The sequence below is a fragment of the Pseudomonas gebzensis genome, from assembly GCF_034427815.1.
In the GTDB taxonomy this organism is placed as follows: Bacteria; Pseudomonadota; Gammaproteobacteria; order Pseudomonadales; family Pseudomonadaceae; genus Aquipseudomonas.
Genome location: NZ_JAXQNS010000013.1, coordinates 22,057 through 45,193, shown reverse-complemented (window position 1 = coordinate 45,193; position 23,137 = coordinate 22,057). Strand labels below are relative to the sequence as shown.

Below are 23,137 nucleotides of genomic sequence, written 5' to 3'. Positions count from 1 at the left end.
CCTATGATCATTAAATTCTGCGCCCCGCTGGCGCTTGTCTTCCTGGTGCTGGGCGCGGTGCCTGTGCAAGCCGAGAACTCCGATTCATCGTCACCGTTTGTAGCTGCTAAGCCTAAGGACTTGACTAAAGACCAGTCGGATTCTTGTGAAACGGTTCTTTGCCTTGCAGGCGGCAAGGACCTAGCCGAATGTGAAAAACCCTTAAAACGCTTCTACGACATGAAGAAGAAGTACCGGCAAAACTATTTAGAAATCTGCCCGAAAGACTGACTGAGCATCCAGCTTCTAGGATTCCACGACTTTGGCACTATCTATACAGCAGCAGCGAATTGTTCAGCACCCATATGACCGGCATGCGGTGGCGCTCGCGGTCGCAGGTTCTGGTAAGTCAACCACCATGGTTGAGCGCATTGCGGTTTTGATCGAGGCTGGTCAATTTGACCCAAGCCGGGTGATTGCTGTGATGTTCAACAAAGCTGCAGCAGACCACTTGAAGGAAAGCCTAGTCAAGCGGCTGGGTAAACGAAATGCGCCTGCCTCATTGACATTCCATGGCTTGGGTACTCAGGTTCTCCGACGGCTAACCTTAGGAGGATTTGCAGAGCAGTGGGATTTTATCGGTGATCCATCAAGGGCGGAGCGTTTCACTGCTGAGATTATAACCAGCGCCTGTAAGCAATACGGCCACAAGTACCCTCGGCGCGTTGCTAGAGACTTCCTAGGTTTTATCGACCGCGTCAAAAGCGATCTGAAAGAGCCTGCAGAGGTGTTTGCCAACGGTGATTGGCCAGCGAGGTATGATTGGTTTGTATCTTGGTATCGTCAGTTTGAAAAAGAACGTCAACAGAAGGGTATTCGCCTTTTTTCTGACCTGATCTACGACCCGGTGCGGATCATGACGGGTAACCCAGAGGCCGCAGCTTACATATCGGGTGCGCTCGATCACCTAATTCTGGATGAGTATCAGGATATCGGACACTGCCAGCACATATTAGTGAAATTTTGTGCTGCTGGAAATGAGCGCTCACCTCACGCACGAGTAATGGCTGTAGGTGATGACGACCAGACAATTTACTCATGGCGCGGCGCTAAGGTTGAGTACATCCTGCGAAAGTTTCACGAAGACTTTACTGACGGAAGTATTTACCAGCTGAATAGGACCTGGCGATACGGCCATGCACTTTCTTGTGCCGCTAATTACGTCATATCGGGTAACTCGGATCGCGCTGATAAGCTATGTATTTCTGGCGATAAAGCCCCGAACACAGAGCTCTTTCTTGAGTACGATGTGCCTATTGGTGGCAAGCCCAAAATCGTCAGTATCGTTGAGAACTACCTTGCCTCAGATGGGAATATCACTGACATGGTGGTGTTGGTGCGATCTTACTCCAAGTCTGCTTCCAGCCAATTTGACCTGCTGGAGCATGGCATCCCTTTTCGGATTGAGGGTGGTGATGAAGCCTCTGTCTTGGAAAACAAGTGGGTCGCTTGCCTGCTCGGGTGGATGCGCTTGGCAGCGGGCCAGGTCGCGATACACCCCTACCAGGGTGAGCCCGATATCGGCAGCATTATTGAAACGAATAAGTTTGTGAACGTCCCTTCTCTGGGCATTGGTTGGGACAACAGCGGTATTCTGGCCAAGCTAGTGCTACAGCATCCCGAGGATGGAGAAGGCTTCAGCAAATTTATTTCAAGGCACGTCGCCACCCAAAATCAAGGACAGGCGGACCGGGTTGCCAAGCGCGGGAAGATCTGGCGCAAGTACCGCGCTGTCGGGAAGAGTCGAAACTATCCAAAGCCTGCGCACCTACTTAAGGATTTGCTATACCACCTAGACATCGAAAAACAGATTCTCCAGGAGACAGGTAAGCAGGAGGAGGCAGACGAGCTTATGAGTTTGCTGGAGGCCTTCATCGAGTACGTGAAGGTCAATAGCAAAGGAAAATCTTTACCTGAATTTATGGACCACGTTCAGGATTTGCTTGATACATCCGATCGCGCTAAAAAAGCAACGTCAGCTCTCTTGATCACTAGCTGCCACCGTTCGAAAGGAATGGAGTGGCTATGCGTAATCATGCCGAGTCTATGGCAAGGAGCATTCCCAATTGTTCCCCGTACGATCGACCCAGCAAAGATAGAAGATCACCTACAAGATGAGCGTCGATTGTTCTATGTGGCGATGACCCGTGCCAAGCGGGCTTTGTATCTGATTGCGCCACGCGACCCCAAGCTTCATCCCTGGCTCACGGCAGGTAAGGGCGGAAACTGCGACAGTGTGATACCATTCGTCAAGAATCCCGGTACTGCCAGTCAGTTCCTCTATGAGAGCAATTTGTTTCTTGCGAAGGCGCTCCCACTGATCATTGCTGGCGCAAAAGGACGTGACTCAGTAAAAGCGTCTTCTCCCGAGCTGCTAAATCAGTACCTGGAAGAACTGAACATCGACTTTCGGGTCGAGAAAATTGAACAGGGTGTCTCATGAAAAAATTGCTCGAATACAACGCAATCAAACGCTCCATCGAAGATGACATGGAGAGAATGGCTCTCCTGGAGTCCGATCCTGAATTGAAGCGGGATCAAGAATTTGAATCCAAGCTGTTGGACCTGATGCGCGAGTACAACCGTGATCTCAATGGCATCATTTCGGTGATCGATCCTGACTCCAACCGTTCTTCGCCACTGCAGCGTACCGAGAAGCAGCATCGCGCACCCCGTCAGCTCATCGTGTATACCAACCCACATGACGGCACGAAGGTCGAGACCAAAGGCGGTAACCATGCCGTTTTGAAGGCATGGGGTAAGCAATTCGGCAAAGATGTAGTGAAGGGCTGGGGCAAGCCTCAGGCACAATAACGAGCACTTGAGCCGCCTTTAAACGGGCGGCTTTTTTGTTCTTGGTAGCGTATGAGTTGGGATGAAACAGACTGATCGATACAAATACCCCGCGAGGCTACCGAAACAGCTTCATGGCGTGATCAAGGCCGCTGGAAAGTTGGCCGATCGGAGCATCAACGCGCAGATTACGGCAATGCTGCGCGACAGCCTTGACCGTTTCCCTGTGCTGCAGGCTCTCCCAGCGGTCCTACACAAACTCGATCAGCCGTTTGGGGTAAGGATCGATCCTGCGCTGCAGCAGTCCTTGGTGGAGGCCTGTGAGGTCGCCGACCCATCACGCAGCTTCAACCAAGAGCTGGTTGGACGGTTGATGGTCATGGTACCTACATCGCACCAGGCCCTCATAGAGTCCTGGGATCAATTGGACCAGATCCTTTCGGATGTTGTAGGCAGCGGGCACCTAGCGCAATACGATCTACATGACCTTCGGAGCCGCAGAGAGAGCTTCGAGTGGCTTTTGAAGCATACCCTTGCCGTCGATGCCGTCTCCATTCATTCGTAGATTTCATAGCCGCTCTGCGGGCTCAGGGAAGATCAAAAGCCAGTTGAACGAATGGCTGGTGCCAGAAAGGCCCAAGTCTTCCATAAATGGATCCACCATCAGCTGCTAATCCTTCGCACCCACTCCCCCTTATGACGATGGCGGCGGACTTTAACTTGGCCTGAATTCAAGGGGAAGGGTGTAGCGAAGCGTGCTGTAAGCAGTGATAATTGTACTTCACTCTACAATAGAGGTTATTTAATGAGCCAGCATATAGTTAAAGCTTCGTTGGGAACTGGCGGCGGCCTAGTATGGATTCAGTTGGGATGGGATAAACCTTTGTCGGAATTCTACATGGTGATTTTCGAAGATGTGCCAGGCGCTGAGCATTACGATGAGGGCAGAGTGATCTATTCAAATGAGCTTGATCCGAACGGTTCTCGTCAAGGTCTAGATTATTTTATGGTTATTGCGTCCATGCTCGGATGTGATATACCGCGATCGCTATGGGTCGCTGCGGAAGCTGATAAAGCCTTGAATGTGGTGAATCGCACTGTCTTTTATTCTAGAGCTGGAGAGGTGATTGAGTCTCCTTGGTCAGAGTCGGATTAGTTGAATACACCTGAATCTCTTGGCTGATACCTTTTGTTTGCTCCGTCATTTTTAGGTGGTTGAAAGCTTTGAGACTGAGCTATTTGAATTGGATACATTCATCTTGGTAGATTGTTTTTGCTCAAATACCAGTCCCGAGATTTGCTTTGCTTCGGGGGCGGGAAGGACAACTGAGCTAGCAGCAGTTGGATGCTCGGGCAGGTCCTTCACCCGAGCGCAGCTTGAGGCGATTATGTCTTGTCCAGAAGGGACCTGATGAGTTTCAGGTTCGGGGCAGTAACATCGTTCATAGGCGTCTCTGGATAGTTCATCTTCGACGCCAGCAGATCCAAGCCTGTGTCAACGCTCTCCTGCGCCGCCACCAGGTCATCACCATTCAGGAAGGCCTCAGTCTCGATGAGGTCTTCACGGGTGGCTGTGTAGTCGACCACATTTGCCATCCAGGGCATGAATGCAAGATTCTGTTCCACAACCCTGGCCATTTCTGACTTGTCCTCTCGGGATGCAAAGTCTGCAGGCCCAGCATCAGCGAAGACATCAAACTCACTGTGACCAAAGTTCTGATCGTGGTTGTACTCAAGGTGCAGGTCCTTTGCCGCTTGAGGGGGCTCAGGAGCGTAATCTGTGGAATGGTCGAAGTATGCGTCCAGCAGCTGGTCAACTGACTCAGTTGGCGCACGAGGCACGCTAGAGCCTGCCCCTGATATCCCACCACTACCGTTCGAGTTGTCATCATCCCTACTAGTTGTAGCCAGATCCACACTGGCGTTGTTGGCAAGGAAATCCCCGATACCGGACTGACTAGCAGCGAAGCGGATCATGTTTTCAGGCGCGTTGCGATCTTCGGAGAGCTTGATGAACAGATCTACTACGTCGCTTGGGTTCTGCACGTCCTCGGCGTGGATGGAGCCCAATATTCCGCTCAGCTCCTCATTCTCAGCCAATGCAATTGGAGCATCATCCCCCAACCGCGACGTTTGCATCTCAGAGGAAATAATCGACGCCGTGAAGGCGGCAAGCTCGGGATCTGCTTTGTGCCGAGATTGAATTTCGGCCATAGCTTGGGCCGAACTAAAGTAGATGGTCATCTCGCGAAGCAGCGCTCGCGATTCGTCGTTGATCATCTCCTTCAGTTCGATCCACTCAGGCAAAGGGCAGATATTCAGAAGGGTGGATAATTCATTCTGTGTGGGAATGTGTACCTTGGCCATTCGCACAGGCCACCAATGCTTGAGATAGCACATCAATGGATTGCTGTGTTTCTCCTCAATGCCGTGGTTGAACACCTGGGTTTGGTGGATGTTCCCCTGATACATTATAAAAGCTTGACCAAGACCCTGTTTACGGATCGCGGTTGTGTTCAAGCGGAAACGCTTTTCAGCCTGAACTTCATTTGCTGCGTAATAATTGCCGAGAGTTCCCTCAAGATTGTATCGACCCCTTGCTAATACGGTTGCCTCACCAGATAGCTCGCAGGCAAGTTTGGTAGTGTCATCATCGTCCAGGAACATAATTTGTTTGAAGGCCGAGTTAGCCATGATCTGTTTCGTGGTCTTCTCGATGTTCAGAAGCATGCCAGGAGCATCTTGAGTTCCCGTCAACACTCCGAATCCAAGACCGCGTGCTTGTGCGTTTATCATCTCTTGACCTTCGGTGAGCATGTACGCGTTTTCATCGTTCATGATCCCGTAAGGGATGTCAGAGTTGGTTGGCAAGTTGTGAACTACTTTCTCTGCGCTGCCCTCAAAAACAGTACCAAGCCCGACAACCATGCCATTCCGAGTTGCAGTGAGAACAATCTTGCCTAAGTTTGCGAGCTCATCCCCGGATTTTTCCATACTTGGCAAGAGGGTCATCAAGATACGACCGTTCAGCACACCATCTTGGTAGTCGATCTCACCTTGCCCAGTCAAATAGATGTGGCCGTACGTGTCTGAAAGGGACGCTAGAGCACGGGTGAAGTAAGCCTGGGCGAAGCCAAACTGCCTGGTTACCTCGTCAGTTTGCTTGTCGATCGGCTTATTCTCATCGTATCCGGACAACGAGCTCAGGTAGCCAACTAGTGCATCACGGGAACCTTTATTGATGTAATCGCTGTGGCAAAGTCCCACGAATTCTTTGAACCCCATATAACGACGGATGACGGATGGGTCAATCCGCAGCTTTCCGAGGTTTCGTAGATCGTTCAGCCCTGGCATGATCGCGGCAACCAGTGCAACAGCTCGTTCGGAGAAGATCTTGTTGTCGGAGCCGCTAGGGGGCATCAAGGAAACTAGGAGCTGAGTGTTCGAATCGGGCGTACCACGGGCAAAAATACCAGCATCGTTCGAACTGCGTGATGCTGGGTCAATACTCTCAGGACTCTGACTCTTAATGTAGTTTGTAACCCGCATGTCAAAGTCTCTGCCGAAGATACGGCAGAATGTGGCAATCTGGAACATGGCCTTAGGCGCAGCCTTGGCATCCTGGAACGCGACTCCGCTGCCGACCGAAAGATAGTTTACAATGTATGAAACTATACTCTCGGTTTTCCCAGCACCTGTTGTGCCAAAAATTAGAAAGTGTTGAGTTAAAGCTTTAAAGTTTGCCCATATTTCAAGCATTGTAACGCGGCAGAAACCTATGTAGAAACTGCCGCGAGCCATATACCAGCCACGATTGACTCCTGGCTTGGGGTCGTTCATGTCGGGTTTGTTTGCTCCAAGCGGCAAATGGATTGGAAGTACGTCTGGCTTTGTAGTAACTGCTAGCTGCAGAATATAGTAGACCAGTACTGCAGCAAGAAACCATGCTGGGAAGAGTATAATTAATGGACTAACCAGGCATGCATAAATAAATGGAAGACTGGGGCGTTGAAGAGAGTCCCATATACGCCTGTAGAATGATCGATGATCAACGATTATGCTCTCAAGGCTGATCTCTTGGCTCTTTTGGATGATCGAACTTTTATCGCTCATGGTTCGTCGTCCTCACGTTTCTTTTTTTGACTGCTTGCTTGTTTTCGAGTGTTTTGATGTGGTGCGTTGAAACTTGTCTTGTTTACCGGCCCATTGGCGGCCTCATTAGCTTCACGGATCGTTTTGTTGGCATCTTCTACCATTCGTCGTTGAACGTCCTCACTGTATTCGCCAGGATCAATCCAGTGCTCTTTTGACATTTCATCTTTCATTGCGTAAACAGCGCTAGCAACCATCGGTTTGAGAATCTTTTTCCTCATCGAAAACTCAATCTGATAGTGAGACCATAGTCCTGCAACCTCCCAATACGGACATTGACCACCATGGGAGCAAAGCAAAATAAACAACGTGCGGTTTACAGGGCGCAGCCACAGGAAATTGGAATGGAACAAACGTCCATTAGCTCGGGCTAAATCCAAAACGCCGTAAATCACGTTATATCGATGGGCATGGCGCTCTGAAATCGCTCGAATATCTGGATGATTGCCGTATTTTTCAATCAGATCGGCCGCACCAGTAATGTCGCAGTGGTGAGCAGTAATGGGCTTCCATTTTTTGTCATAGGTAGCCTCGACGAAAGAGAAAGCCATTTGATTGATAAGCTTCATTGCGGACGCTGCATCACCTGCAGCCTGGGCACAGAAAGCGGCGTACAGCCCGCGCTCCATTGGCGGGAGAGATTGGGCTCCTTCCCATATAGGTCCCAGTTGAGCTCCAAAGACCTTGTTGGCGTGAATCAGGTTCAATGCAGTGTATCGGTAGTGAGGCAACTTACTACGCTTATATTTGAACTCTTTGAGCTTTTCATCCTTGTTGAATGGAGGTATCGGGATCATCCTCTTTTCATCAACCATGGCCTGCGGATCCAATACCCCGCTATAGCCTTCAGCGTGCGTCCACAATAGACCCTCATCAAGAGCGAAGTCGATGGGTAGAGCGTATGTCCGCCAGGGGCCATCGTACAGGTGCGTATCGAGAAGATTTTTCCCTCTGATAATTGCGCTCGCTGGGAAGTGCTTAGCTTGGATTTCAATAAGGTCGTAGACGTTTTTGATTTGCCTACGGTACTTAAATCGCTTCACACCTTTACGAGTTGACCACCCATAATAGAGCATCAGGGCAGCAGTTGGCCACCGCCAGACATAGCCATGCAATTGGAAGAGCTTGAACAGCGCTTCTATTCCATATTGATTAGGCTTGATTGCTGGGATGTTTCTTAGCGACCTTATCAGCGTGGCATACTCTGCGTCCGTCATCAGGAACGAAAGGTGGACATATGCGTATTTAAAAACATAAAACGAACTAAGGAAGCTAAACCACATTATGAACGGTCGTAAAACGTACCAACCGCCAAAAACGAGCATTACAGTTACCGACAGGTAGATGCCGAACTCAATGAGGTCACTAGAGGTTGCGTTGCCTTGATGATTCATTACTGATCACTCGCATATAGCTTGTTAAACGCCTTGAGCAATTTTTCTGCGTAGATCTGGTTGTATTTCGGGGTTGCAGAGTGGTAGTTGGCAATGACTCGAAGATAATCTTCTTGATTCCTTATGCCAGCCAGCATCTGTGGAGTGACGGTACGAGTCAGGTGACGGGCAGCAACCATAGCGTTCACGCAACCATTGTTGCGGAGCGTGTCTTCATCGACTCCAATGCCTTTAAGCTCAGTGCGATGCATCGAATTTATTTGGAATGGACCAATGTCGTAAGATCCATTCGAGTTTGCCCTGCTGTTTTTTCCGACCGTACCGCCCTCAACCATCAGGATCGCGAGCAGCACATCGATGTGCACCCCGTAACGCTCTGCAGCAGTTTTGATGCATGTGGTTGTCAACGGGAGCACAGGACCAGCAGCGATACTGCTGCCGGTCCAGCCCGCAACGATGCCCGCCAGAATTGGCGCGAGCAGGGCGCGTTTAGCCAATTCGCTGGCCCTTCGTTTGGTCCATCGATGCGGCAGAGCGCTCCCGCCCCGGATCGAGCGTACGAATAGCGCTTTCGCACGATAGCTCAATCCCCTGGTATACAGCCTCGAAGCGCTCAATGACCTTGTCAAGCGGGTACCCATTTGCAGTGACGGCCTGGCGCGCCTTTTTATCTAGGCCTCGCAAGTTCTCGATGGTGTCCTGCACTCCTCCTTTCCAAGACTGCGCCATCATTTCACCCGCGCTAGTGAGCAGACTGTTGGCCAGGTAGACCCGCTCTTGAGGCTTTAGGTCGAATCGATCGGTCAGGTCGTCAAGTGTGCCGCGGATGATGCGGTCATTGAAATAAGTGCTGATGTCAGCTGCAACTTGAGCATCATTTGTGTGAAAGTAGTTGAACGACTGAAACTCGGCCATCACGTTGCATGTGGCCATCATCAGTGCATTCGCGATTTCCAGCTGGGGCGTTGCCGTTGGGTACGCTACTGCGCCCAACTTCGATGCTGCTTCTGCATACTCGATCAGCGGGCGAATATAGCTATCTTCGCTTTTTTCGAGGACAGAAGTGTTTCCTTCCATAAGACTGTTGGTGATGATCTTGATCACTTGGCCAGAGATTGTCGCGCTCAACCAAGCTGGTGCCTCGGTTTCTTCGAGACCATACGCAGCTATAATCTTGCTGGTGTCGATTTGCGTCCGCCGTAACACTTTACCCATGACGGAGTTGGCCTGTTCGGGCGAAGCTCCGTGCAAGCTAGTTGCCTGCAGTATCGGTGCTAAAACCCGCACCCCGTGCGCAGCCGCTTTCACTGCATCATTGACGATGGACTCTCGCTCGGCCTGCTTTTCAATTCGCTGGAAGGCTTGCCCGATAACATCGTTGGCATTCACCTTGAAGTTCCCAGACCTGTCCCTACCTGTGTGCTGGCTGGTCACGGTGTCATCGTCGAAGGCCGAAAGCTGAGCATCCAATTCTTCATCGGATAGGCTTCTCTTATTTCCAGGCTGTTGCATCTGTGATTCCTTATCGCATTGAGCTAAACGTGATCGCACGACTTTGGGTCGGCTTATCTGTTGCTTCACCAGAAGTCATGCGCTCACTGAGCATGAGCTGTTGAAGAGTGTCGCGAGTTACCAGTTTTGGGAGGTTCAGCACAATTTGCGCTTTGTCGTTGGACTCCAATGCATCTGTAACCCATTGGTTCTGCAGGTCGTTGAAGTAGGGCTCAATGGATATGACTTGTTGGTTGTGAGGTAGCTGCATCCACTCTTCTGGTGTGTATCCAAGCTCCCGCATACCCGTGCAGATGCAATGCTCCAAAGCAGCGTCGAGTATCTGGATGCCGAAGCTTTCCGGGATTGAACCTTCCTGCAGCACGCAGAGGTTCCCGTACGGGGAGCTTTCGGCCTCGATCATGGTGAAAGGCAACATGTTCGCCCCCACTGGTGATATCCCGAGGAGGCGACCAATTACGTCCGCGTGGATGACCAGCGCCCAGGTGAGCGGCCCCGCTTCATCGACTGCAACGTCTGCGGTGATGACTTCTTCCCCGAGTAGAAACGCTTTTGCGCCCATCTCTGCCGCCCGCGCTTCCAGTATGGCTGAGTAGCGTTGAAAGCTGTCCCGCTTTGCATCATCGGCCATGGTGCGTCTCATGAAAAAAAATGTATCGTAATACTCTACGTTATTAACCTCTTACTGAAAACAGGAGCAGCGCATGGCCTTAGGATTGGACGAAACAGCCGCAACGGATCAGTTAGCCAGCAAATTCGTGTCTGGCGAACGCCCTGCGTCTATGAATTTCACCCATCCAGGGCGGTATGCAAACCTGGAACCATCTCGGTATCAGTCTGCCCCTGCAGTGATTGTGGAGCACGGTGCAGCCCCCCTTGCGGAGCGACCTGCGGCGCTCAGTTTCCTACACAATCAGACGCCCGTGACATTCACCATGACGCGTAACCAAGGTGCGGTGGTATCGCCCTGTCAACCCACCCCTACACCGGAATCTCCAAGGATGCGACCAGAGATGCCGTCGTTGACTCATATGGGTGTTCCAGTCCAATTTAATTTGCCCTCGGCATCTGAGGTCCGACGTACTGCATTGGAGATGCCGACATTTACTCACAACGGCCAGCGGGCTTCTCTGGACCTTTCCTCCCTGCAGAATCCGGAGCTCCAGCAATCAAATAGAGCTCAGGCCCGCGATGCGGGGGTAGGGGAAAAGCACGGCATGCCCCCACCAGCAGCAATTGCACCAGTTGAGGGGCCAAGCCTTTTAGGAAGATCTGGCATGAGCGGCCTCGCTGGGTTGCTCTCGCGGGGGGGCACCCAATTGTCGTCGAGTCAGAGCCGCCAAGCGGACACCAGGCCGCAGGTAGATCAGGCCGCCGACAACAGCCGCAATCTCCCTTCCCCCCGTTAGGGGGTCTGTCTTGAATCTACCTTCGTATAATTCACAACGGAGTCAGTCATGTCCCAGTCTCCCGAAGCGGATCCTTTCCGTTCCAAAATGCTTGAAGAAGTGTTCAAAGCTGGAAAGAAGGCCGCCTCACATTCACGGCCCGATCTTGCAACTGCACAATTCGCCGCCCAGCATCCCGGCGATCGCGCATTAGTTCATGAGTTCATGCGGGGGATGAACTCTCAGAAGGCGGGAATTCGTAGCTACGAGGGGGTGTTGGTTGAGCATGGTCAAGCAAAGTACAATCATGACCCTCGCGCAAAGATGAGCTATTACGTGACTCTGGATACCCCAACAGGTCATAAAACGGTTTGGGGGATTGATCTTGAGCGAGCTATGGGCTTGAGCGATACCCAGGTCGGGGACCCTGTTCATATCGCTTATGAGGGCGCGAAGGCGGTTGAGGTCGACCTGGACGTGCTAGACGATAATGGGAATGTCATTGGCGCTAGGAGGATGCAGACATCACGCAACATGTGGCTGGTGACCAAAATTGATGCAGCTGACCTTGCCAACCGCCAATCAGCATTTTCCTTGCCGCATACGGGTGGCGGCTCACAGGTTCGTTCTCCGAGCGTGATGTCATCGCTTTTTGGCTCTGAGGGTCTTTCAGGTTTGAAGCGGATGCTGTCATTCGGCGGTGATCGGGTTAGCGTCAAGGTTGCTGACTTCAGTGAGCAGCGGGCCACCCTGGATCTGCATGACGCTCTGAAGCAAGCTAAGACTACTGTGGCAGCCCTGAACGAGTCAGGTTTGTCAGCAATGAGTCATGGTTCAATGGGAAGGGAAGCTAAGGACGCTCTGCTCAGGCATTTCTTAGCTGATCCAAAAAATCGGGAGCAGGTGTTTAGCCTGTCTAACCAGATCAACAAGGTTGGAAACCTGTCGGAAGTTGTCATTGGCAAGGCCGCCCTCAGATGCCGTGACGAGGAGGCCATCGACAACCAGATTTTGAAGCCTATTCGTGACTTCAAGGAGCAGAACGAAAAGCTGCTCAAGGCGCTAAGTGTCGACGATCGATCCCTCTATGACCGTTTGGACGGAGTGCTCAAGCAGCTCACAAAGTTTTTAGGTGAATTGCTGGATCGCATCCGTGGTGGCCTTGGACTGGGATCTGGTCAGCAACTGCAATCTGGGCCTGGCTCAGGTCCCTGTTCCAGTGGTGGGTGAAGGCTAGCGCGCTTGACGCTGGAGTCCCATGCTAAAACTTAGTGTAGGACCATTCATTGGAGTGCCCAGTCCCTAAAAATCGGGGGGCTAGGGCAATGTAGGTAGAAAATGCGTAAGCTTAAAAACAAGGTTGAAAATGATGATGGCGGCGCAAGCGCCGCTATTTCCATCAAAAAGACGCTCACAGACATAGAGAACATCCTTGCTGGAGAGGAACTGAGTCCCCACTATAGCGCAAAGTTGCGCATCAAACTTCGCAGTGCTCTGGTTGAGGCGTTTGAAGCAGTTGGGCAGTCTTGGTATCGAAAAGGCTTTAACCGTGGACATCTAGAAGCCTACGAGCAGGCTCTGGAAGACGGGGTAGTTCCCAAGGAACTGAGGGCGGTAAAAAAACGGCAATTTACACGTTCGAGCATCAGTCGAAAGATCAAACTTAAGTCGGTTATCAAGAGCTCAAAAAGCTGAACAGTTCCGGAGACTAGGATATAGCTACTTAAGGGCAGAGAACTTACCATATAGGGTAAAGCTATGCGTATTCCTCCAAAAGCCGAAAATGTATGGTGGACACTGATTCGGGGGTAGTAGCTGGTATGGTCGAAATACGGCATTTTCAGCTGCAGCTGAAGGGTACTTCCATTCGTGCCCCAGCGCTGATCGCGGCGCTGCGGGCGCATCTTGTTGACGGGGTAGCCGCCTGCGTGGCCTGGACAAGGCTTCGCGTGAACATGAGTCAATTATCCCGTCGATTAGACGTGATCCGGGCAGTGCATCAACGAGCAGTAGCCCTCAGTGTATTTTACCAAAGCAGTTAAAAAACCTTCGTATGATTTACCTTATATGGTAAAATTGATTCATGCCGGATCGAGTCGTTCGTGACGACATGCCAGTGGGCCACCTCATCGGGGCTTGCTAAAGCCGGATTTTACATGCTGTGCGCATGGTTGGGCGTGTGGTTTACGGACAAAGCGGAAGCGGTACAATCAGCACTTCCGGGGCAGTCTGTTCATCGGTTTTCCCTGTATTTGCTTGTGGAAACGCAGGGTTTTTGGTAGTTTCTTCGTACGACATTCTCGTGCCTCTGACCTCATGTGATCACCATGCCAAAACTTTTGGTACAGACAACCGACATTCGAGAAGCCTTCGCTCACCTGATGCGAACCGCTGACAATGCCGAATTGTACGCTGCTCTGAGCGGCGCTGAGCACGTGACGGATATCAGTGCAGATGCAAAGTGCATCATGGCTCCTGGCTACCGGCTCATTCGCGTGGATCATCGCAAGCGGCCAAATGGTGATGAATTCGAGATCGCCTTGGTTAACGATGTGGATTCATCGGTCGCGTATTATAACAAGGTGATGATCTCTATCATTTCTGACTTAAACTGCCGTCCAGCCACACAGAATCTTGTTTGGCGTTCGCCGAATGCTCAGCATGCTGCCGTGCTCCGTGACGTGCCTAAGATGGTGTTCTTCAACTACATCCTAGAGAAGTACGATGTCATCCTGTCTGATAACCAGCAGACCGGTGATGGCAAGTTTTTCTGGCAGCGTCAAATGTCCAACGCTTTGGCGTATGGGTTGCATGTTTACTACTACCAGATGATGAATGCTCTTCTACAGCCCATACCCAACCAAGATGCGCTGAACGAGCTTGATGATCAGCTTTGGTCCGAAAGCGAGGATCAGCAATACCATTTGGCTTTGATTTCCAAGGTTGCTCTGCCTGCTGAACTGCTTTTGGCCTCAGAATGACACTCTGCCTTTGAGCACCTAAACCCCGTCTAGTCCTACTGGCGGGGTTTTTTTATGGCCTATTGCAAGCGCGTGGCAGTCGTCCCAGTTTGCAAATCAGGAAGCAAGTCTTGCTTTCATGATGATCTGAAACGTCTAATCTTCAAGGGTGCGGTAGGTCCGATCAAGATCTGTGACTGAAGCAGATGCGAGGCATTCAGGTCGACATGTCATCCTGTCCACCATCGGCTCGACGAGCAATCACCAGGTACTCGCCTGAATGGCGGTCTGCATCGGGCATAGCCCGGAAACCTTCCTCCTTTACCGTGTTGGGCACTGGTAGTCAGTCAGCAGCAAGAGCGGGGCTGGCCAGCGTGAATCAAGTACTCGCTGGCACGGTGGTCGGCATCGAGCATAACCCGGAATTCCACGCCTTTGCCGCGCTGCGTACTAATGGTCGATCAGCTGTAGGGGCAGGAGTGGTCAGCTTGAACTAGATGCTCGCTGGCGCGGCCCTCGGCATGGAGCACGACCCGGAATCCTTCCACCCTTTGCCGCGCTGGGCACTGGTAATCAATCAGCCCTGACGGGCAGAGTCCTCAATAGGCGTCTCCAGATTATCGAAAACCCTGCGACTGCGGATGGCAATTCTTGCGACTGGCCTAGTTTTTTCGTTAATAGTTGAGAGTGTCTGCCGCTTTTCCGCGATCTTTGTGATGTGCGATTGGCAGGACGATTGAGCGCGTTCTTTAAGCACTGACATACCTGGCGTGGTCGCTCTATGATTGTCCCTGTGCGAGATCAATGTGAGCCTCGCCTTCCGACCATAAAAGGGTTTCAAATGAAATACACCGCAGTCCGCCGTATTCACTTCCACTCGGAAGAGACTGGCCTTGTCTCCCAGTATGTGGCCAAAGAAATCGAGTCCGAAATTCCACCCCAAAAGGGTTACGTCATTGATGATTCTGCCTGGCACAGGAACGACCGGCCCGAGATTGAAGAGGTAGAAATCGACGCAGGGTCTGGTGCCTGTACAGTGCAATTGGCGCCAATCAAGGCGCAAAGTGCAGAGGCGGTAGAACGTGCCTTCAATACGATACTGCATCACGATGGCTGGAAAGATTGGCTCAAGTAAATGCACCTTGCTCCACCTGCGGACGGCGCTCTCGCATTTTCCGTGAACACTACAGCGGGCGTGCCTGTAAGCTATTCAGGAGGTCCGCTGACCACTCTCTACAGATTCATCGCGATTACCGCGCAATCCTGACAGAGAGCCCGTATGACTCCCCGCCGTGCCACTTCGCTACGCCCTGGACAATTCAAACACCTTATTCGCGTTGCATCCGTAACTGGCCGACTACCAGAGCGCGATGTGATGTTGCTTTGGCTTACTCATACGACCGGTATCCGCGTCACCGAGCTGGCTTTGCTGGAGGTGGCCGACGTGTTGTATCCGAGCGGGGCTATCAAGCCCGAGGTGTATTTGCGGGCAGACATCACTAAGGGTTGCCGGCCGCGTAACGTGTACCTGACCCATGCCAGATGCCTTGCTGCACTTGATGCGTGGTTTGATGTGCGTTCCCGGCGCTGCTGGGGGCTTTCAGGCGCCGATGAGTATCGAGGCCTACGCCCAGGTTCAAAGTTGGTCATGACGCATAAGGGGCAGGCTTTTGAGCTGGCATTCAAGCATCGGGATCTGGACAGTGGGCCGGAGGTCTATCGGGCTTGTGATGCGCTGCAACAGACCATCACCAGGCTCTACCGGCAGGCCGGTATCAAGCAGGGATCGTCGCACAGTGGCAGGCGCTCCCTGGCGGCAAAGGTGTTGGCGGCAACCGGTGATGTTGAAACGGTGCAGACCATTCTTGGCCATGCCTGCCTTGACCATAGCAAGCCGTATCTAAGCGTGTGCCAGGAAACAATTCGGCGGGCATTTGCGGTCGCGCTATAGCAATACGAGGCATTTTTAGAATAGGGCGCAAAGCCCTATTTTATGTTGATTATTAGGGCGCAATGCCCTATAATTGTTCGCATGGCCGGGCAAGTCGCCCAGGTCGAAACAGAGAATTCCTCATGAGCATGTCCACTAGCGTTGCAATCCCCACCACCCTGACCGACCTGCTTCAAGCCCGCGAAGACGCATTGCGCTTGATCGGTGATTCAATCGCTATCATGCGCAAGGCCAGCGAGGTGCTGGCACCGATGGGCTCGCTGCTGATGCCGTATAGCGCGCGCATCAACGGTGACGCGGGGCAGATCCGCCGCGAGCTGGATGCCAGCATGTGGCGTCGTGCTCTTGATCTAACCGGGTTCAAGCAACTGATGGACGCAGAAGCCGCCAAGGAGTTTGAAAAGGGTCTGGAGCCCAATCCGCCGGAGTTTACCGAGGGCACCATTCGGGCGACGTTTATTGACCTGCGCATCAAGGCCGAGCCGATGTTTCGTCGGGGCATCTTCAACGTGTTCCGCTACCTGTCAGACGACTACCGCACCAACGAGAAAGAGCCCTTTCGAATCGGTCGCAAGATCATCATGTCGTCGATGATCTCAGAGGGATATGGCATGCGTGGCGGCCTGCGTATCAGTCACGGTTACGCCTCCGACAAGCTCAACGACCTTGACCGTGTGTTTATTACCCTAGACGGAAAGCCGTTTCAGCCCCGCTCGTTGGAATCGGCCATGGCCGTTGCGTTTGAACAGATGGAAGTGTTCGAAAGCGAGTATTACCGGGCTAAAGCGTTCCGTAACGGCAATCTGCACCTTGAGTTCAAGCGCTTGGATTTGCTCGAAAAGGTGAATGAGCAGATCGCTGAGTTCTACGCCGATGGAGCTTTGCCGGATGCGCGGTCAGCATAAGAAATAGGGCATTAGGCCCTGAAAGTTGTTGCATATTAGGGCGTAAAGCCCTAATATGTGTCTCAAGGCCGGGCACTTCGCTCAGGTCGTAGGAGAAAGCAATGCAAGCATCTGAACTTGAAGTGATCCAGCAAGCCTTGGCTATTCTGGATGCCCACCTGAAAACCAAAGGTGAGGCGTTGCAGTCGCCCGGAGCTGTTCGCTCGTACCTGCGCCTTCAACTGGAGCAGGAGCAGCGCGAGGTTTTCGCGGTGTTGTTCCTCGACACCAAGCATCGCGTGTTGCAGTTCGTTCGCATGTTCACCGGCACCATCGACCAAGCATCTGTTTACCCGCGTGAAGTGGTGAAAGCTGGGCTTGCACTCAATGCTTCGGCAGCGATCATTTGCCACAATCACCCGAGCGGTGATTCGACGCCTTCGCACGCTGACCGTCAAATCACGGCGCGCTTGAAAGATGCGCTGGATTTGGTGGGGATTCGTTTGCTGGATCACTTCGTCATTGGCCACGGCGAAACAACATCGTTTGCCGAAATGGGCTGGATCTAATTTTTTACGAGCCCCGCAAGGGGCTCAACCGCAAGGTGATGCAATGGAAACCAAAGGCAGTTACGGAGAGCAAGTCAGCATTCGGCCTGAATGCCTTTGCGCTCGCAAAGACTGGGCCGAACCTAACGCTGATGAGGTGCGCGCCGCGCTGAAAATGGCCAACTGGAGCGGGGAAGAACTGTCTCGGCGCATCGGCGTGGATAGTCGCACTGTGCGCCGCTGGACGCTCGGTGAAAAGCCTATCAATTACGCGTCCTGGTGTGTGCTGTGTGTGCAAGCTGGGCTTGGGCAGATCTGGATGTTTGCCCCGCTGTAAGCCCGAATTCACCGAGGTGAGTTGTTAGAGGAAAACCCATGGCAAAGCGATTGACTGTTGCGCAGATGGAAGCTCGCTATGAGGCGCTTTTTGAGGCTTCGGAGCATTTGCGTATGAACTGGACCAACAAGCCGCTGGAGGCCGTGGAAGGTGAAGTCATGGCTGACTGGCTCAAGGCCCAGGCGGTCAACTGGCTTGCTAAGGCACAGGCATCACGCGAAAGCGGCGCTGTATAGGAAAACGCCATTGAATCCAATCGATGCACCTCACGATCTTTCGGGCGGCGAACAGGCGATCCTTCTCTATTTGGAGAGGAAACCGCTTGAGCTTCATTGGGGACGCAACGGCTGGGTGCCAGACCGTCTGCCAAAGCCAGCAAAACGAGCGGACTTTGATCGTATCTGTAAGCGAATGCTTGTCGAAATCAGGTCCGCCCGGCTTGTACTTGCAAGCAACCCACGCGACTGACAAGGAACCCGCCCCCGTGGCCATCTGGATTGAATACCGTTGCGAGAACATGAACGAGCCGTCGGCTGAGGGCAGTCATATCCGCCGCTGTGAATCGCTCGACAACAGCGGGCCGATGGGCATGACGGCCAAGGACACCCGCGAGGCGGTGGCGGTGACGCTGCGCATTCTAGACGAAGATGCAGTGAATTATGGCTGGAAGCGCACGCCGGCCGGCTGGGTCTGCGCGTTTTGCGCCGAGCAGTTGGGCCTCAAGTAAACCGAACCTAGGAAAACGTCGCCCCATGAAACATGCGCTGGCCCCGGTGAGGGGCCTAGAGCAAAAGTGCTATTCGGGATGCGTAGGCCATCCCAAATAGCATTTCAACACGGCAGCCCACAGCCTGTCGTCCTCGCCGGAAACGGTATGGTGAATGTGGGAATAGACGAAGCTTGTTGGCAACCATTGCCAGGCATCGAGAATGAGGACTCCGACAACGCAATGCGTCAACCTGGCTCAACATGGAAACCAGCAAAATGACTTCAGAAGCTCTTAAGGTCCGCGCTAAAAACCTGCGCAACGCTGTAGAAAGTATGTTCCGCGTCTCTGTGACCCACTCGCAAGCTCTTGAGCTTGTGGCCAGGGAAGAAAATTACCCTACTTGGGACGCTGCCTGTGCATCCTTCAAACCATCGAGCACACAAGATGTAACCCAAATTGGTGCACACGAAGAGTCGAATCTCAGTGTTCACCAGGTGCTGGCTCCGTCCAGCAGCTTGGGTGTACTGATCGTCGTTTGGGGCGTTACGGGGCAAGGCAAAACATCGACTGCGCGGGCAATCGTTGAAGATTTGATAGCACAGCAAGATGGTGACAAGCCCACCGATATCTTGCATGTCGGGCTTAAGAAGTTTTCCTATCCCGAACGAGTTTCCGCACGCTACATCCCTGGAGCGGAATCTATCCTCCGCTCTGGTCAGATTACCGAGACACTGGTAGTGGTGGATGAACTCCGAGATCCATACGCTGCGTTCGAGGTTGTCGCGATGGTATTGGACGGTGCCAAAGTGATTGTGACGCTACATGCAAAATCGCCTGTAGATCGGCTCCGGGCCTTGTTGAAAGCGCAGGGCATGGGGGAGCTGTTGCTGGAGCGCTTGCTTGAAAATGGTCAGGTGATGGCGATCACTGCGAGACGATAGCAAGAGGCGCATCGAGCGGTGTTACGCCGCTCGTTCTCAGTTAAAGGAAAACCACGATGAAGACGCACGTTCGTGTTGGGACTGGAAACGGTGCAGATACCTTGCCCCTCTGTGCGCACAATGGTCGGCACTACAGCCAACTTCCTGCTCAGTACGTTAAAAGCGCAAAGGAATTTCGGTTGACTGCACCCGGCGAACGTTGCGCTCTTTGCATGGATTTATACCTAATCAAGCGAAACGCCCAACGCCGGGCGAAAGGTCTTCCAGCAGTCGTAGAGGCATTTGAAGGCCAGACCGCTTTTGAAGCCCCAAATCAATAACGGAAAACAGCATGCAAATCAAAGTGAGAGAGGGAGACGTATTCCCTCTGAATCGGTCGCAACAGGTTTGGTGGGGAGATAACTCGGAGGTGATGCAGGTTGCTCGTTTTGCGGGTCAGGAAATGGTGGCCATCGCTGACGATGCAGGGGCTTTCGAGTTGGAATACTTGGGCCACATCGGCAGCGCGTTTGCCAGCATCGAGGACGCGAAAGCAGCCGCGCCGGGGTTCGCTCGCGCTGTGCTGGAGCGCCTACGCAATCTCATTCAGGACGTATAGGAAATCGACCAGATACACCCAAGCCCAGCTATACGCTGGGCTGCGGCAGCAGGAGGCCCAACACAAAATCTGGTGCACTGAGCAGTTGATCGAACACAACATCTAGTGTTGGAAGGAAGGGAACACCACATGACGCGTGACAGCCAACTCTTGAGCGTGAACGCCCTGGCGCAGCAGTGCTGCGACCGCGCCACGCAACCGCCTGTCGCTCGGCACCGCACGACCATCGTCCGCACGGCGGAGCGCCTGGCAGTCCAGCACGAGGCCAGCAGTGGCGGCGTGTATTGAAGTGCTGACCAACTCGCGACCTGGCACCCGGACGATTTCTACGCACTGGGCGAGCGCTTGGAGGGCACCGGTGTATCGGCAATGGCGATTCATGGCGAGCTGTGTTTCGGCTGCGAACCCTAAACCCCACCAAATTCACGGAATTCGGCCATGAGCAACCCACGCAAGCAGCGTAAAGAGCAGATCGAGACGGAGCGATTAGCCGTAGCCAACAGATGGTATTGGCGCTGGCTGCCCAGCCGGAGTTGGCAGGCGATCATGTTCGTTGGACTTGGCTCAGCGTCCATGATGTTGTTCGTCAGTTGGGTCCGAGGTCTGCCGTCTGACTTGAACATGCGGGCAGCGGTAGTGGCCGTCCTTTGGCTGGCATTCGCGGTGCTGGTTTACGCCAGAGACAGGGCACTGGCCAGGTTGTCCAGGTAACGAGGAAAATGCGGCGGATCTGCCGTCCAGGTACACCACACTCACATCTGTTGCTGCTGGCCCATAAGGAAGTGAATCGTGACAATGCTCGACAACGCTGTGTCCTCAATCCGCTTAGGCGTTGAGGACTTTAAAGCCATCCCAGCCGACGAGACCCGCGCTCTGTCGGCGATCCGAAACCTCTCTGCCGGGCTGCTGTTGATGTTCAAGGTGAAGCTTCAGGAGCTGAGCCCTGCTGACTCCAAAGAAGCGTTGCTCAAACAGCATGTGACTACAGGTCTAGATGCCGATGGCAATCCAGTTTGGGTCGGTAAAGGAGGACAAACAGTCGATGTCCGAACTATCCAAGAGCGTCTTGAGAACCTTGGAGTAAAGGGCATCGACTGGAGCCTTCTCCAAAAGCTCACTAAAATGCGTAACGATGTCGAGCACTACTATTCAAAGCTGCCTGCATCAGGTCTAGCCGAAGCCATGGCCGCTTCGTTCCACCTGATCCAGCAGTTCGTGCCGCGCTATCTCGACCGAACCCCAATTGAGCTACTAGGCGATGACCTCTGGAAGTTCCTGACGGCCCAAGATGCTTTTTATAATCGCGAATTGAAGATCTGCCAAACTGCTAATAAGCAGGTGCCTTGGGGGCATGAGCTTCTAAGCAGCTCATCTGATTTATTGCAGTGCCCTGCCTGTAGATCCCCACTTATCAAGCCCGTCACGTTCGTGAGCTCTGAATCGGAGATCGCCTTTGAATGTACCTGTTGCGCCCGTAGCGCCACTTATGCCGAGGCAGCTGAAAACATCGCGACAAATTACCATTTCGCTGATTTGTACTACGCCTTAACCAAGGGAGGTGAAGCCCCACTGGAGCATTGCTCCTCGTGCGGACATTTCACCTACCAGACTGAAGAGTTCGAATGCATTCTATGCCTTGAGGACAGTCCTGGCCCAGCTTGCGCCGAGTGTGGCGCGGCGTTGGAGTCGGAAATCGATAACGACGACGATATGACTCGGCTGTGCGGCATGTGCCGCTACGCCATCGAGGCTGACTGACCACTGGCGGTTCACAACCTGCCGGTGGATGGTTGCGTGCTCTGGTGCAGCTATTTACGAAACAAAGCCTTACATAGGAAAATGCTGCTCACCACCAGTACTTGATTAAATCTATGCAATACCATTACTTGGACTTAGCACTCGCATAATGAGAGATAAACTGAAATGCACGCAGTAGATAGCCTGATAGAGGGTCTTGAAATTCTCAAGCGGTACAAACCTGACATGGAAGTGTATTCCTGTGGTCGCGTCTACCGCACACTTGAGACCCAGGAGGAGGAGTTCGGTGAAATCGATCCAGCTGATCGTGCGCGATTGCTTCAGCTGGGCTGGGAAACGAACGACGCCTTCCTGTGGCGTAGATAGGATGACGGGCCATGGAATCTAATGTGATGACAAACACTCATCCAGCAACTCTAGCGATTCGCTGGAGCACCATTGCTGCGGCTGCCTTGGGTATGTGCGTGGGTATAGTGGTCGGCGCCGTTGTAGTTCAGCAAAGATAAAGCAGCATCAAATTCAGTTGAAAATACTTACCACCGATACCAGCGCCGAGATTTGCTTTAATGGGTTTGCTTATGAAGTGGGTGCCGCTGAAATCGACTCGCCTTGGCATGGTGTGTATATACCCGTCGAGCAAGGGCAGGAGCCATTGATTAGCGAAGATGGCCAGCGGATCCTGCGCAAAGTAATACCCGTCCACTGCAAGATTGGTCGCGGATAAGACTGCCCCCCGATACGCCAGTCCTAGCCATGCGCTGAGCCGAGGCCGTAGGTGAGAGCCGCTTTTCATTCCCCAAGATCGAGTTGAATAATTATGTCGACCATTATCACTGACCGCATTTTCGGGCTGGAAATCGCCCGCCGTGCTGAACTGGCTGCGCTGGAGCGTGCCGAGCAGTCCGGCAATCACGTAGCCGTGTCCATCAATCGCGAACGACTCAATGCCGCAGTCAAGCGACTAAATGAAGCCGCTGCGTGGGTCGGCCCCATCAAGCTAAGCGACGAGGTAGTCAAAACCATGCTCGCTAACAGCATCTAAGTCTTCTAGGAATTTCTTATGGAATCGGTCCAAGAAACTTTAAATCCTGAGGGCCCAGGCTTGCAGGACGAGTTCACGGCATGGATGCGGGGTCCAGAGGCACGCTTTGTCGGTGCCAAACGCCTGCCGGA

At 52.8% G+C, this 23,137-nt stretch carries 27 protein-coding genes; 21 read left to right on the top strand and 6 right to left on the bottom strand.

The features are described from left to right. Positions 1–3: 3 nt before the first annotated feature. From SJI00_RS20815 to SJI00_RS20795, 5 genes are all read left to right on the top strand, one after another. Complete coding sequence (locus tag SJI00_RS20815) at positions 4–270, top strand: TrbM/KikA/MpfK family conjugal transfer protein (protein WP_322463564.1); 267 nt, start codon at positions 4–6, stop codon at positions 268–270. Between the two features lie 31 nt (positions 271–301). After that, a complete protein-coding gene (locus tag SJI00_RS20810; protein WP_322463563.1) occupies positions 302–2,482 on the top strand; it encodes an ATP-dependent helicase in 2,181 nt (726 codons plus the stop codon). Further along, a complete protein-coding gene (locus SJI00_RS20805; RefSeq protein WP_322463562.1) occupies positions 2,479–2,853 on the top strand; it encodes a histone-like nucleoid-structuring protein, MvaT/MvaU family in 375 nt (124 codons plus the stop codon). The genes SJI00_RS20810 and SJI00_RS20805 overlap by 4 nt, the downstream gene beginning before the upstream one ends. Before the next feature lie 61 nt (positions 2,854–2,914). Next, positions 2,915–3,397: a hypothetical protein gene (locus tag SJI00_RS20800; RefSeq protein WP_322463561.1), complete on the top strand. Its 483-nt coding sequence runs from the start codon at positions 2,915–2,917 to the stop codon at positions 3,395–3,397. Between the two features lie 240 nt (positions 3,398–3,637). Then, positions 3,638–3,988, top strand: coding sequence for a hypothetical protein (locus SJI00_RS20795; protein ID WP_322463560.1), 351 nt, complete (start codon positions 3,638–3,640; stop codon positions 3,986–3,988). Between the two features lie 230 nt (positions 3,989–4,218). Here the strand turns inward: SJI00_RS20795 and SJI00_RS20790 are convergent, their stop codons facing one another. The 5 genes from SJI00_RS20790 to SJI00_RS20770 are packed head-to-tail and all read right to left on the bottom strand — an operon-like array spanning position 4,219 to position 10,521. Further along, the gene (locus SJI00_RS20790; protein WP_322463559.1) at positions 4,219–6,945 is read right to left on the bottom strand and encodes a type IV secretory system conjugative DNA transfer family protein; all 2,727 of its coding nucleotides are present in this window, start codon (positions 6,943–6,945) and stop codon (positions 4,219–4,221) included. Then, positions 6,942–8,378, bottom strand: coding sequence for a secretion/conjugation apparatus DotM-related subunit (locus SJI00_RS20785; RefSeq protein ID WP_322463558.1), 1,437 nt, complete (start codon positions 8,376–8,378; stop codon positions 6,942–6,944). The genes SJI00_RS20790 and SJI00_RS20785 overlap by 4 nt, the downstream gene beginning before the upstream one ends. Continuing rightward, positions 8,378–8,875 (bottom strand): lytic transglycosylase domain-containing protein, encoded by a 498-nt coding sequence (locus SJI00_RS20780; RefSeq protein WP_322463557.1) that lies wholly within the window; start codon positions 8,873–8,875, stop codon positions 8,378–8,380. The genes SJI00_RS20785 and SJI00_RS20780 overlap by 1 nt, the downstream gene beginning before the upstream one ends. Beyond that, positions 8,868–9,890 (bottom strand): hypothetical protein, encoded by a 1,023-nt coding sequence (locus SJI00_RS20775; RefSeq protein ID WP_322463556.1) that lies wholly within the window; start codon positions 9,888–9,890, stop codon positions 8,868–8,870. Before SJI00_RS20775 ends, SJI00_RS20780 begins: the two co-directional genes overlap by 8 nt. Positions 9,891–9,900: 10 nt before the next feature. After that, complete coding sequence (locus SJI00_RS20770) at positions 9,901–10,521, bottom strand: hypothetical protein (RefSeq protein ID WP_322463555.1); 621 nt, start codon at positions 10,519–10,521, stop codon at positions 9,901–9,903. A gap of 826 nt (positions 10,522–11,347) precedes the next feature. Between SJI00_RS20770 and SJI00_RS20765 the strand changes: the two genes are divergently transcribed. The 16 genes from SJI00_RS20765 (at position 11,348) to SJI00_RS20695 (ending at position 21,964) form a co-directional block, all read left to right on the top strand. Continuing rightward, the gene (locus SJI00_RS20765; RefSeq protein ID WP_322463554.1) at positions 11,348–12,508 is read left to right on the top strand and encodes a hypothetical protein; all 1,161 of its coding nucleotides are present in this window, start codon (positions 11,348–11,350) and stop codon (positions 12,506–12,508) included. Positions 12,509–12,616: 108 nt separating this feature from the next. Continuing rightward, complete coding sequence (locus SJI00_RS20760; RefSeq protein ID WP_322463553.1) at positions 12,617–12,973, top strand: hypothetical protein; 357 nt, start codon at positions 12,617–12,619, stop codon at positions 12,971–12,973. 92 nt (positions 12,974–13,065) lie between these two features. Further along, the gene (locus SJI00_RS22690) at positions 13,066–13,320 is read left to right on the top strand and encodes a PapB/FocB family fimbrial expression transcriptional regulator (RefSeq protein WP_416221071.1); all 255 of its coding nucleotides are present in this window, start codon (positions 13,066–13,068) and stop codon (positions 13,318–13,320) included. A gap of 285 nt (positions 13,321–13,605) precedes the next feature. Next, positions 13,606–14,259 carry a hypothetical protein gene (locus SJI00_RS20755; protein WP_322463552.1) on the top strand — a complete coding sequence of 218 codons (654 nt, stop codon included), beginning with the start codon at positions 13,606–13,608 and terminating at the stop codon, positions 14,257–14,259. Positions 14,260–15,079: 820 nt separating this feature from the next. Next, positions 15,080–15,373, top strand: a complete 294-nt coding sequence (locus tag SJI00_RS20750; RefSeq protein WP_322463551.1) for a hypothetical protein — start codon at positions 15,080–15,082, stop codon at positions 15,371–15,373. 144 nt (positions 15,374–15,517) lie between these two features. Then, on the top strand, positions 15,518–16,189 hold the full coding sequence (locus SJI00_RS20745; protein ID WP_322463550.1) for a site-specific integrase: 672 nt from the start codon (positions 15,518–15,520) through the stop codon (positions 16,187–16,189). Between the two features lie 122 nt (positions 16,190–16,311). After that, positions 16,312–17,094, top strand: a complete 783-nt coding sequence (locus SJI00_RS20740; RefSeq protein WP_322463549.1) for a DUF4942 domain-containing protein — start codon at positions 16,312–16,314, stop codon at positions 17,092–17,094. 101 nt (positions 17,095–17,195) lie between these two features. Beyond that, a complete protein-coding gene (gene radC, locus SJI00_RS20735) occupies positions 17,196–17,642 on the top strand; it encodes a RadC family protein (protein WP_322463548.1) in 447 nt (148 codons plus the stop codon). A gap of 43 nt (positions 17,643–17,685) precedes the next feature. Then, the gene (locus SJI00_RS20730; RefSeq protein WP_322463547.1) at positions 17,686–17,958 is read left to right on the top strand and encodes a helix-turn-helix domain-containing protein; all 273 of its coding nucleotides are present in this window, start codon (positions 17,686–17,688) and stop codon (positions 17,956–17,958) included. A gap of 38 nt (positions 17,959–17,996) precedes the next feature. After that, entirely contained in the window at positions 17,997–18,194 is a 198-nt protein-coding gene (locus SJI00_RS20725; RefSeq protein WP_322463546.1) for a hypothetical protein, read from the top strand. A 248-nt stretch (positions 18,195–18,442) separates the two neighbouring features. Further along, positions 18,443–18,685 carry a hypothetical protein gene (locus tag SJI00_RS20720; RefSeq protein WP_322463545.1) on the top strand — a complete coding sequence of 81 codons (243 nt, stop codon included), beginning with the start codon at positions 18,443–18,445 and terminating at the stop codon, positions 18,683–18,685. 242 nt (positions 18,686–18,927) lie between these two features. After that, positions 18,928–19,608 carry a glyoxalase superfamily protein gene (locus SJI00_RS20715; RefSeq protein WP_322463544.1) on the top strand — a complete coding sequence of 227 codons (681 nt, stop codon included), beginning with the start codon at positions 18,928–18,930 and terminating at the stop codon, positions 19,606–19,608. 331 nt (positions 19,609–19,939) lie between these two features. After that, positions 19,940–20,206 carry a hypothetical protein gene (locus SJI00_RS20710; protein WP_322463543.1) on the top strand — a complete coding sequence of 89 codons (267 nt, stop codon included), beginning with the start codon at positions 19,940–19,942 and terminating at the stop codon, positions 20,204–20,206. 129 nt (positions 20,207–20,335) lie between these two features. Further along, positions 20,336–20,494 carry a hypothetical protein gene (locus SJI00_RS20705; RefSeq protein ID WP_322463542.1) on the top strand — a complete coding sequence of 53 codons (159 nt, stop codon included), beginning with the start codon at positions 20,336–20,338 and terminating at the stop codon, positions 20,492–20,494. Between the two features lie 150 nt (positions 20,495–20,644). Next, positions 20,645–20,917: a hypothetical protein gene (locus SJI00_RS20700; protein WP_322463541.1), complete on the top strand. Its 273-nt coding sequence runs from the start codon at positions 20,645–20,647 to the stop codon at positions 20,915–20,917. Between the two features lie 78 nt (positions 20,918–20,995). After that, positions 20,996–21,964 (top strand): hypothetical protein, encoded by a 969-nt coding sequence (locus SJI00_RS20695; RefSeq protein WP_322463540.1) that lies wholly within the window; start codon positions 20,996–20,998, stop codon positions 21,962–21,964. Positions 21,965–22,457: 493 nt separating this feature from the next. On the opposite strand, the gene SJI00_RS20690 is transcribed toward SJI00_RS20695, so the two are convergent. Next, positions 22,458–22,877, bottom strand: coding sequence for a hypothetical protein (locus SJI00_RS20690; protein ID WP_322463539.1), 420 nt, complete (start codon positions 22,875–22,877; stop codon positions 22,458–22,460). Positions 22,878–23,137 lie beyond the last annotated feature (260 nt).

Bases quoted from the DNA above. Each gene is read 5' to 3' on its own strand.
- SJI00_RS20700 (WP_322463541.1), top strand. From the start codon at position 20,645: ATGAGCAACCCACGCAAGCAGCGTAAAGAGCAGATCGAGACGGAGCGA.
- SJI00_RS20750 (WP_322463551.1), top strand. From the start codon at position 15,080: ATGAAATACACCGCAGTCCGCCGTATTCACTTCCACTCGGAAGAGACT.
- SJI00_RS20715 (WP_322463544.1), top strand. From the start codon at position 18,928: ATGGAAACCAGCAAAATGACTTCAGAAGCTCTTAAGGTCCGCGCTAAA.
- SJI00_RS20710 (WP_322463543.1), top strand. From the start codon at position 19,940: ATGCAAATCAAAGTGAGAGAGGGAGACGTATTCCCTCTGAATCGGTCG.
- SJI00_RS20755 (WP_322463552.1), top strand. From the start codon at position 13,606: ATGCCAAAACTTTTGGTACAGACAACCGACATTCGAGAAGCCTTCGCT.
- SJI00_RS20815 (WP_322463564.1), top strand. From the start codon at position 4: ATGATCATTAAATTCTGCGCCCCGCTGGCGCTTGTCTTCCTGGTGCTG.
- SJI00_RS20740 (WP_322463549.1), top strand. From the start codon at position 16,312: ATGAGCATGTCCACTAGCGTTGCAATCCCCACCACCCTGACCGACCTG.
- SJI00_RS20800 (WP_322463561.1), top strand. From the start codon at position 2,915: ATGAAACAGACTGATCGATACAAATACCCCGCGAGGCTACCGAAACAG.
- SJI00_RS20730 (WP_322463547.1), top strand. From the start codon at position 17,686: ATGGAAACCAAAGGCAGTTACGGAGAGCAAGTCAGCATTCGGCCTGAA.
- SJI00_RS20725 (WP_322463546.1), top strand. From the start codon at position 17,997: ATGGCAAAGCGATTGACTGTTGCGCAGATGGAAGCTCGCTATGAGGCG.
- SJI00_RS20765 (WP_322463554.1), top strand. From the start codon at position 11,348: ATGTCCCAGTCTCCCGAAGCGGATCCTTTCCGTTCCAAAATGCTTGAA.
- radC (WP_322463548.1), top strand. From the start codon at position 17,196: ATGCAAGCATCTGAACTTGAAGTGATCCAGCAAGCCTTGGCTATTCTG.
- SJI00_RS20805 (WP_322463562.1), top strand. From the start codon at position 2,479: ATGAAAAAATTGCTCGAATACAACGCAATCAAACGCTCCATCGAAGAT.
- SJI00_RS20770 (WP_322463555.1), bottom strand. From the start codon at position 10,521: ATGGCCGATGATGCAAAGCGGGACAGCTTTCAACGCTACTCAGCCATA.
- SJI00_RS20705 (WP_322463542.1), top strand. From the start codon at position 20,336: ATGACGCGTGACAGCCAACTCTTGAGCGTGAACGCCCTGGCGCAGCAG.
- SJI00_RS22690 (WP_416221071.1), top strand. From the start codon at position 13,066: ATGGTGGACACTGATTCGGGGGTAGTAGCTGGTATGGTCGAAATACGG.
- SJI00_RS20745 (WP_322463550.1), top strand. From the start codon at position 15,518: ATGACTCCCCGCCGTGCCACTTCGCTACGCCCTGGACAATTCAAACAC.
- SJI00_RS20795 (WP_322463560.1), top strand. From the start codon at position 3,638: ATGAGCCAGCATATAGTTAAAGCTTCGTTGGGAACTGGCGGCGGCCTA.
- SJI00_RS20790 (WP_322463559.1), bottom strand. From the start codon at position 6,945: ATGAGCGATAAAAGTTCGATCATCCAAAAGAGCCAAGAGATCAGCCTT.
- SJI00_RS20760 (WP_322463553.1), top strand. From the start codon at position 12,617: ATGCGTAAGCTTAAAAACAAGGTTGAAAATGATGATGGCGGCGCAAGC.
- SJI00_RS20785 (WP_322463558.1), bottom strand. From the start codon at position 8,378: ATGAATCATCAAGGCAACGCAACCTCTAGTGACCTCATTGAGTTCGGC.
- SJI00_RS20775 (WP_322463556.1), bottom strand. From the start codon at position 9,890: ATGCAACAGCCTGGAAATAAGAGAAGCCTATCCGATGAAGAATTGGAT.